This window comes from Arthrobacter sp. GW460-12-1-14-TSB2, from assembly GCF_059423525.1.
This window is the reverse complement of record NZ_JBWKYC010000012.1, coordinates 143,022-152,605: the sequence shown is the minus strand read 5'-3', so window position 1 is coordinate 152,605 and position 9,584 is coordinate 143,022. Positions and strand designations below refer to the sequence as shown.

The following is a 9,584-nucleotide window of genomic DNA, read 5'->3' as shown; positions in this document are numbered from 1 at the left end:
ACTAAACGAACGCATAAAACTGCTCCCCGGAAGTCGGAACTGAATTTCTCAGTCCAACTTCCGGGGAGCAGTTCACCAGGTGAGAGAGCGTCGGTGTTTTTCGTGCGAAAAGTGAGAGAGCGTTGAGTCCATACGATCACTAATTCTGATTAAGTGATCATTTTCGGTAGCATTTTGTACATGAGGACTGAAGAGCGGCACCGGTTAATCGGTGAATTGCTGCGGAGCCGTGAAGAGGTGACCGTGGACGAGCTGATGGCCGAGTGCGGAGCGTCCGGCGCCACCATCCGCCGCGACCTGGATGTCCTGGCCATCCACGGCGTACTTCGGCGGGTGCACGGCGGGGCGAAGAGCCTGGTGCTCCGCGGCGAGAATCCCGGTTACGGGCAGCGGGAACTGGAAGAACAGGACGTCAAAGTCCGGATCGCCGCAGGCGTGGCAGGCCTGCTGCAGGACCGCGAACATGTGTGGCTCGACAGCGGAACCACCGCCACCGGGATCGCCCGTCACCTGCGGCAACGTGAACTGACGCTGATGCCCATGTCTCTGCCCGCCCTCAACGCCTTGACCGCGGAAGGCCAGGCCGGACACCGTCCCGCCCTGCTGGTGCCGGGCGGAAGCCTGATCCCCGGCGAGCTGTGCTTCCGGGGCCCGCTGGCCGAGGCCAACATCCGCTCCCTTCGTTTTGATACCGCCGTGGTGACGCCCTGCGCAGTAAACCTCAAAGACGGACTGCTGGCGCACGACCTCGACGATGCCGCCGTCAAGCGCGCCGGACTCGAATCCGCCGGCCGCGTAATAGCAGCCTGCGCAGGCTCCAAATGGAACGCTGCCGCCGTGGCACTGGTAGCAACGCTGGAAGCCGTGGACGTCATCGTCACGGACCGGGTGTTCAGCCCGCAGGAACTCACGCAACTTGGAAAACACTCTGTGAAAGTAGTGAACGTATGAGCATCGCCGTCTCCACCCAGAAGCTGAACGCCGCGGCCGCCGCCACGTTCCTCGTGTTCGGGATCAACGGGCTCGTGTTTGCCAGCTGGGCAGCACGCATCCCCGCCGTCACCGAAATCCTGCACGTGACCTCCGGGCAGATGGGAACGCTGCTTCTCTGCACGGCGGTCGGTTCGTTGATCGCCCTTCCCACGGCAGGGTGGGTGGTGGGACGGATCGGTACCGCCAACGCCGTCCGCGCCAGCGGGCTGCTGGCAGCGCTGGCCGGGGTGGGCGTCGCCCTTTCGCTGACGGCCGAGTCGGTGCCCGGCACGGCCGTGGCCTTGTTCTTCTTTGGAATTGGTGTGGGCCTGTGGGACGTTTCCCAGAACATTGAAGGGGCCGACGTCGAACACCGGCTCAAGCGCACCATCATGCCGCAGTTCCACGCGGCTTTCAGCGGCGGAGCCTTTGTGGGCGCCCTGATCGGCGCCGGCCTCTCCGGACTCGGTGTGGGGCTGCCTGCCCACCTCCTGGTCATCGCCGCCGTGGTGGCGGTGCTCACCATGGTGGCCCCCCGCTACTTCCTGCCGCATATCGCCGCCGAGGTCCCTTCCAGCGGGGACGCAGCAGCACAGAAGGGTGACTCCGCCTGGCGCGACAGCCGCACACTCTTGATCGGCGTTGTGGTCCTTGGCGCTACCCTCACTGAAGGGGCCGGGAATGACTGGATCGCCAAAGCCTCCGTGGACGGTCTCGGCACCAGCGAATCCACCGGCGCACTGATGTTCGCAGTCTTTGTCCTGGCCATGACGGCGATGCGGTTCTGCGGCGGGTTCGTGATCGACAAGTACGGCCGTGTTGCCGTACTGCGGGCCAGTATGGCCGCGGCGGCCGCGGGACTTGGCCTTTTCGTCCTTGCGGGTAACGTGTGGCTTGCGACGGCGGGAGCGGCACTGTGGGGAATCGGCGCGGCGCTGGCCTTCCCGATGGGCATGTCCGCCGCGGCAGACGATCCCAAGAAGGCTGCTGCCCGGGTGTCGGTCGTGTCCACGCTGGGTTACATCTCCTTCCTGGCCGGACCGCCGCTCCTCGGTTACCTGGGTGACCTCACCGGGATCCATCTCGCCCTGCTCGCCATCATGGTGCCCATCCTCGTGGCGCTCCTTCTCGCCGGCGCGGCAAAGCCCTTGCCTGGTGCGCCGCTCCGCAACGAATAGCACCCGCGGCAGCCACCCCGGCAGCCAACCCAGTGATCCGCAGGGTCGGCGGTAGGGTGGGGAAATGCGAAGGATGCTGAGGAAAGGCCCGGGCCTGCTTGCCGGGCTGGACCGGAAGTTGCTCAAGGCCGTGTCCGACCTGCCGGGCGGAAACCATGATGTCCTGTTCCGCCGGCTTTCGGCGGCGGCAAACCATGGGAAGCTGTGGTTCGCGGTGGCCGGAGGACTGGCCCTCATCCCGGGCAAGCCCCGGCGCGCGGCGCTGCACGGGGTGATTGCCCAGGGCGTGGCGTCGGCTGTCACCAACGTGGTGTTCAAAACGCTCCTGCCGCGGGCCAGGCCGCTCCCGGAGCATCTTCCCATGTTCAGGTTCGTCAACCCGCAGCCCACCAGCTCGTCGATGCCGTCAGGCCATTCGGCGTCCGCGGCGGCTTTTGCCGTGGGTGTGGGCCTTGTCGAGCCTGGCATCGGAGCCGCCCTGGCGCCCCTTGCCGCCGGCGTCGCCTACTCCCGGGTCCATACCGGCGCCCACTGGCCCACGGATGTATTGTTCGGGTCGGCCATCGGGGCCGGCGCAGCCATGATCACCCGCAAGTGGTGGCCCGTCCGCCCGCCGTTCCCTGAGACCACCCGCGCCGCAGCCCAGGCTGCACAGCTGCCCGGCGGAGAAGGCCTGCACATCGCCGTCAATACTTTGGGCGGCTCCTATGCGCCGGAAACAGTCAAGGCACTCCAGGACGTATTCCCTCTAGCGCATATACATGAGATTGATAAGGGCGGCGATGTAGCCGCCGAGATCAGGGCGGCGGTTGAGGTGCCGGGAGTCAAGGCGCTCGGAGTGTGGGGCGGCGACGGAACGGTGGGCACCGCTGCGGCGGTCGCCGTCGAACATTCCCTCCCTCTGCTGGTGCTTCCCGGCGGAACCCTCAACCACTTTGCCCGCGATGCCGGAACCTCCACCCTCGAGGATGCCGTGGAGGCGGCGTCCGCCGGTTCAGCTGCCCGGGCCGATGTGGGGCATGTCCTCGTGGAACGGGGCCTCGCCGGAAACCCCGAAAAGCTGGAGCGGATCATGCTGAATACGGCAAGCATCGGCCTCTATCCCAACCTGGTCCGGCGGCGTGAACAGCTCCGGCCCGCCCTCGGCAAACCGCTGGCCGGAGTGGCTGCCATGTTCAGGACGTTCGCGGCCGGCACCCCCACCACCATGATTGTGAACGGCGTCCGCCACAAGCTATGGATCCTCTACATTGGTCGCGGCCGCTACTACCCCCGCGACCACGCACCACTGGTGCGGCCGGTGATGGACGACGGCGTGCTGGACCTGCGGATGATCACCGCGGATGAGTCCTTCGCGCGGCTCCGGCTGCTCTGGTCCGTGCTGACAGGCACCGTGGCGACGTCACGGATCACCCACCTGAGCGAATCCACCACGGTAACCGTGGACGCGGCCGAGTCCCCCATGGCCCTTGCCGTGGACGGCGAAGCGTTGCCGGGCGTGCGCCGGGTCGAATTTTCCGTGTTGCCCGGAGCGCTCACTTACTACTGTCCGCCGCCTGATGGTCATCCCTTGGGACTACCATGATTCCACCCTGAATCATCCCTGAGACCGGCGAAAAGGGAACGTTGCGTCTGTAGCGTGGGTGGTACGAACGGATCTGCGGCATGCAGACGCCGTCACCGCATCCGCAGCTACGCAAAGGAACGCTTCCATGATTGAAGCAAGAGGCCTGTCCAAGGTCTATGGCGATAAAACCGCCGTGGGCGGAGTGGACTTCACTGTCCAGGCCGGCATGGTCACCGGCTTCCTCGGCCCCAACGGGGCCGGTAAATCCACCACCATGAGGATGATCATGGGACTGGACACGCCGACGTCGGGCTCGGTCACCGTCAACGGTGTTCCGTTCACCAAGCACGCGGCTCCCCTGCGTGAAGTGGGCGCCCTGCTGGACGCCAAGGCGGTCCACACGGGCCGTTCGGCCTATAACCACCTGCTGGCCATGGCCGCCACCCACAGCATCCCCAAGAAGCGCGTCAACGAGGTCATCGAAATGACCGGACTGGCCGACGTCGCCAAAAAGAAGGTCAAGGGCTTTTCGCTCGGCATGGGACAGCGGCTGGGAATTGCCGCGGCACTGCTGGGAGATCCGCAGACCATCATCCTGGATGAGCCGGTCAACGGGCTGGACCCGGAGGGCGTGGTGTGGGTCCGGAACCTGGTGAAGTACCTGGCCTCGGAGGGCCGGACTGTCTTCCTGTCCAGCCACCTTATGAGCGAAATGGCCGTGACCGCGGACCACCTGATTGTGATCGGCCGCGGAAAGATCATCGCGGACGCCCCCATCAAGGACATCATCACCGGCAAGGGTGCGAGCCGTACCCGCGTCCGCACGGACGAGCCGGACCAGCTCATGCACCTCCTTGCCGGCACCGGAGTTTCGGTAGAAGCCCAGGACCACGAACTGCTGGAGGTCAAGGGACTGGATCCGCGGCAGATCGCCCGGACCGCCCTGGACAACCACGTCATGATCTACGAACTCACCCCGCTCCAGGCCAGCCTCGAAGAGGCCTACATGGAGCTGACCAAGGACGAGGTCGAATACCACTCGCTCATCACCACGGGAGCCCCCGTTCCCGCCCAGACCGGAGGCAAATAAGCCATGAGCTCAACTACTTTGGAACCCAACCCCTCGGGCCGCAGGGCCCAGGGCGGCGCGGCACCCCAGGCCGGCGGGCCCTCCGGACAGTCCGTCCACTCAGCCGGCGGTCCTGCTTCTCCGGGTCCCGGTCCCAGTTTCCTGCGCGTGCTGAACTCGGAATTCATCAAGTTCCGCACCCTGCTCTCCACGCTGATCCTGCTTGGCTCCACCATGCTGGTGATGGTGGGCTTTGGCGCCCTGGCGGCGTGGTCCACCGGCCAGTTCCGCGAGCAGATGGCCTCCGACCCGGAAGCCGCAGCCCAGATGGCGGCCCAGGGCGGCGACATCGCGGTGAGTGCCCCCACCTCCGGTATCGCTTTTGCCCAGCTGATCCTCGGGTCCCTGGGCGTGCTGCTGATGAGCTCAGAATTCACCACCGGAATGGCGCGCTCCACGTTCGCGGCCGTGCCCAAGAGGATTCCGGCCTTCGTGGCGAAGTTCCTCGTCGTAGTGGTGGTGTCCTTCGTTCTGACCGGCGTTTCGACCCTCATTGCCGGCCTGGTGTCCGTTCCGATCCTGGACAACTATGGCCTGAGCCTGGACCTGGCCAGCTCCCAGTCCGTCAAGCTTTTGATCGTCAACAGCCTCTATGTGGCCGCAGTTGCCTCCATCGGCATGTCCCTGGGCAGCATCATCCGCAATTCCGCGGGCGGGATCATGAGCCTGGTGGGCCTGTTCTTCGTGGCGCCGATCGCCTTCCAGCTGATTCCGGGCGACTTCTTCGAAGAAGCCCGCAAGTACCTTCCGGGCAACACTGTGACGCCACTGACCGCCGTAGAACACGTGGACGGGAACCTCGAAGCGTGGCAGGCTGCCCTGGTGCTCGGCGCGTGGGTGGTGGTTCCGGCGATCCTGGCCATGGTCCTGCTGAAGAAGCGGGACGTTTGAGCGGGCAGGGCGGCCGGACCGCCGTCTAGGCTCAACCCATGCACGAAGAACCACAGGCCAAGGACGCATCAGCCCTGACTCAGGTTGATGCGTCCTTTGCCGCAATCGCCGACCGCCGCCGCGGCAGGCTCCGCCGGTACCTGCACCGGAACCCCCGCGCCATGGATTTGGTGGTGGTGCTGTGCTACCTGCTCCTGGTCACGCCCACCGCAGTGGACGCCGTGCTCGACGGCGGCTGGGCAGCCACCGCGTTGCTCGCCGCCGTCGCCGTGGCCCTCTCTTTCCGCCGGACTTATCCGGTGGCCGTTGTTGCCACCGTGGCGATGCTGGAAGTGGGCATCACGCTTCTGCACCCTTGGGGCTCCAACGTTTCCGCGGGACTGTGGTTTGCCCTGTATGCGCTGGCAGTGCGGCGGCCCCGCAGGTTCTCCATCACTGCCCTGGCATTGTCCAACACCCCGCTGTCCCTGCTGTACTTCCTGACCCTCGTAGGCCCGCTGGAACGTGCCCTTCCCAGCGGCGGCCCGGCGGCCCCGGAGAATTCGCAGCTGGTGTTTGGAATCGTTGCCGGCATCACCATCACGCTGTCCAACATCATCGCCACCGGAATCGGCATCTCCGTCCGGCAGCGACAGGAACACGAACAGGAAATCGCCGCGTGGGCGGCCCGGACCGCCGAACTGGGCTCCGTCACCGAACGCAACCGGATCGCCAGGGAGATGCACGACGTCGTGGCGCACTCCCTGACGGTGATGCTCACCTTGTCCGACGGCGCCGCAGTGGTGGTCAGGAAGAGTCCGGACCGCGCCGCCGAGGTCCTGGCAGAGATTTCCCGGACCGGGCGAACGGCTCTGGCAGACATGCGGCGCGTGCTGGGCGTCCTGCGTGACGAATCACCGGCAGGCCAGGCTCCCCGGCAGCCGCTGAGCGCAGGAAACAGCCTGGCCAAACTCCTGGAGGGCTTCCGCACTGCGGGGCTGCCGCTGCACTACTCGCACACCGGACCTGCCCTGCCTGAGGACGCGGCCTTCCAACTGACCGTCTACCGGATTGTGCAGGAATCGCTCACGAACGTCCTCCGCTACGGCCGGGCGCTGGGCCGGGTGGATGTGAATATGGCGCGCACTGACGGTACGGTCACCATTGAAGTGCTCGACGACGGCAAAGGCACCGTGGGTCACGCGGCCGCTGCCGCACCGGTGGCAGCGGCCGGCGGGGCGCGGCCCCTGGGGTCCGGGCAGGGCTTGACGGGAATGCGCGAGCGGGCCGGGATTTACGACGGTACGGTGGAAGCCGGACGCCCCGCCGGTGGCGGATGGCGCGTCCGGGCAGTGTTGAATTGGAATGGGGACCAAGGAAAAACATGAATGGCAATGCACCGATAACAGTCCTGCTAGTGGACGATCAGCCCCTGCTGAGGATGGGCTTCCGGCTGATCCTTGAGGGCGAGGATGACCTTCGGGTGGTGGGCGAAGCCTCCGATGGGGCGGAGGCAATCCGGCAGGTCAGGGAGGTGAACCCCGACGTGGTGCTGATGGACGTTCGGATGCCGGTCTTGGACGGCATCGAAGCGACCCGGGCGGTGGCCTCTTCGGGGTCCTCCGCGAAGGTGATCATCCTGACCACCTTCGACCTCGATGAATACGCCTTTGCGGGCCTGCAGGCGGGTGCTTCGGCATTCCTGCTTAAGGACGTGGCCCCTGCTGAACTGGTTAGCGCCGTGCGGGTCGTGGCGAGCGGCGATGCCGTGGTGGCCCCCCGCGTCACGCGCCGCCTGCTGGAAGCCTATGTCCGCGGAGACCATCCCTCCGTCCCCGGACACTTTTCTGTCACCGGACACTCGGTGGCTACCGCGAACTCTGCGGCTAGCGGGCAACGAACCGCCTCTGTGCCGGCAGTTGGCAAAGGCAGGCATCCGCATGGCGAAGAGCAGCCAAAGGACCCGTTGCTGGAAGCCCTGACACCACGCGAAAGGGAAATGCTGGGGGCCATGGCCGAGGGACTGTCCAACGCCGAGATCGCACACAGGTTCTTCTTGTCCGAGGCCACGGTAAAAACGCACGTGCGCCGGATCCTCGCCAAACTGCACCTCCGGGACAGGGTGCAGGCCGTGGTTTACGCCTATGAGACAGGGTTGGTAGTGCCCAGCAATCCGGACTACTAGCTACTCAGAGGTAGATTTCGAACACATTTCAAAGTTGCTCGTAAAGTCACTTTTGTTGACCGTTGATGCTCTGCATTGTGGGAAGCTCCCTTTTGGGGGCCGTCAAAATGTTCGACTGCACAAGATCTGTCCTCCGGCATCAGGTCTAGGGTGAAAAAGAAATGTGGCCTGACACACGGAATCCGTGTCCGTCCGGGGCCCACACCCTCAACGAAGGACGGCGCTTCCATGCACGCTGACCAACAGCTCTCCAAGTCCCTGAAACCAAGGCACCTTTCCATGATCGCCATTGCCGGCGTGATCGGAGCCGGACTCTTTGTGGGTTCCGGTGCTGCCATCCAGCAGGCCGGCCCTGGCATTCTGCTCGCCTACATGGCCGCAGGAATCGTCGTGATCCTGGTGATGCGGATGCTCGGCGAAATGGCTGCAGCCAACCCCGAAACCGGATCGTTCTCCACCTACGCAGACAAGGCCCTGGGCCGGTGGGCAGGCTTCAGCATCGGCTGGCTGTACGCGTGGTTCTGGATCATTGTCCTCGGAATCGAAGCCACGGCCGGTGCCGCCATCATGCACCGCTGGGTTCCCGGCATCGACCAATGGATATGGGCGCTCGTGCTTATGGTGCTGCTGACGCTCACCAATCTGGGATCGGTGAAATCGTACGGAGAATTCGAATTCTGGTTTGCCTCCATCAAGGTGGCTGCCATCGTGCTGTTCCTGCTCTTCGGCGCGGCCGCCATCCTGGGCCTCATTCCGGGAGTTCCCGCCCCCGGGCTGGACAACCTGGTCAATAACGGCGGATTCCTGCCCAACGGCCCGGGTGCGGTCCTCGCCGGCATCCTGGTGGTGGTGTTCTCGTTCTTCGGCGCTGAAATTGCCACTATCGCAGCCGGCGAATCCGAGAATCCGGTGGACGCCGTCAAAAAGGCCGTGAAGTCCACTGTGTGGCGCATCCTGGTGTTCTACATCGGCTCCATCGCCATTGTGGTCACCCTGCTTCCGTGGAACTCCGCCTCAGTGGCGAAGAGCCCCTACGTCGCAGTGATCGAACTCTTCGGGATTCCCGGCGCCGGCACCATCATGGACATCGTGGTGCTGACTTCGGTGCTGTCCTGCCTGAACTCCGGGCTCTACACGGCCAGCCGCATGCTGTTCTCACTTTCCCGCCGCGGTGACGCACCGCGGGCATGGACGAAGATTTCCAAGCGCGGCGTCCCGGCCGCAGCCGTGCTGGCCTCAACCGTGGTGGGCTTCATCACCGTTGGCCTGAACTACATCGCGCCGGACACCGTGTTCCTGTTCCTCGTCAACACCTCGGGTGCGATCGCGCTGTTTGTCTGGCTGGTCATCGCGGCTTCACAGCTGATCCTCCGCCGGCGCATGGGTGCCGCCGCCAAGGACCTGGCCCTCAAGATGTGGCTCTTCCCATACCTGACCTGGGTATCCATTGCCAGCATCGTCGCGCTGCTGATCGGCATGGTGATCCTGGAGTCCACCCGGGAGTCGCTGCTGCTCTCACTGGCACTGGCGGCAGTGGTGGTGGGGGTCGGCGTCTGGCGCTACCGCAAGGGTCTCGGCGCCACCGGCGCCGGAACGGAAGAGCTCGTCGAACGAACGGCGGCGGAGGAAGCCGGCGTAGGTGCCGGTCCGGCGTCGTAAACCAAAGGTTCTATCTCAGCAGGG

Annotated in this window: 8 protein-coding genes; all 8 read left to right on the top strand. The window is 65.1% G+C overall.

Annotated elements, in window-relative coordinates:
- Window positions 1–180 precede the first annotated feature (180 nt).
- A complete protein-coding gene (locus tag AC07YR_RS15295; RefSeq protein ID WP_436059203.1) occupies window positions 181–951 on the top strand; it encodes a DeoR/GlpR family DNA-binding transcription regulator in 771 nt (256 codons plus the stop codon).
- Window positions 948–2,150, top strand: a complete 1,203-nt coding sequence (locus AC07YR_RS15290; RefSeq protein WP_436059202.1) for an MFS transporter — start codon at window positions 948–950, stop codon at window positions 2,148–2,150. The genes AC07YR_RS15295 and AC07YR_RS15290 overlap by 4 nt, the downstream gene beginning before the upstream one ends.
- Window positions 2,151–2,214: 64 nt before the next feature.
- A complete protein-coding gene (locus AC07YR_RS15285) occupies window positions 2,215–3,735 on the top strand; it encodes a bifunctional phosphatase PAP2/diacylglycerol kinase family protein (RefSeq protein WP_494734470.1) in 1,521 nt (506 codons plus the stop codon).
- Window positions 3,736–3,862: 127 nt separating this feature from the next.
- The gene (locus tag AC07YR_RS15280) at window positions 3,863–4,807 is read left to right on the top strand and encodes an ABC transporter ATP-binding protein (RefSeq protein ID WP_055802768.1); all 945 of its coding nucleotides are present in this window, start codon (window positions 3,863–3,865) and stop codon (window positions 4,805–4,807) included.
- A gap of 3 nt (window positions 4,808–4,810) precedes the next feature.
- Window positions 4,811–5,737 carry an ABC transporter permease gene (locus tag AC07YR_RS15275; RefSeq protein ID WP_494734469.1) on the top strand — a complete coding sequence of 309 codons (927 nt, stop codon included), beginning with the start codon at window positions 4,811–4,813 and terminating at the stop codon, window positions 5,735–5,737.
- Window positions 5,738–5,775: 38 nt separating this feature from the next.
- The gene (locus AC07YR_RS15270; protein ID WP_494734468.1) at window positions 5,776–7,104 is read left to right on the top strand and encodes a sensor histidine kinase; all 1,329 of its coding nucleotides are present in this window, start codon (window positions 5,776–5,778) and stop codon (window positions 7,102–7,104) included.
- Window positions 7,101–7,901: a response regulator gene (locus AC07YR_RS15265; protein WP_436059198.1), complete on the top strand. Its 801-nt coding sequence runs from the start codon at window positions 7,101–7,103 to the stop codon at window positions 7,899–7,901. Before AC07YR_RS15270 ends, AC07YR_RS15265 begins: the two co-directional genes overlap by 4 nt.
- A gap of 228 nt (window positions 7,902–8,129) precedes the next feature.
- Window positions 8,130–9,560 carry an amino acid permease gene (locus AC07YR_RS15260; protein ID WP_436059197.1) on the top strand — a complete coding sequence of 477 codons (1,431 nt, stop codon included), beginning with the start codon at window positions 8,130–8,132 and terminating at the stop codon, window positions 9,558–9,560.
- Window positions 9,561–9,584 lie beyond the last annotated feature (24 nt).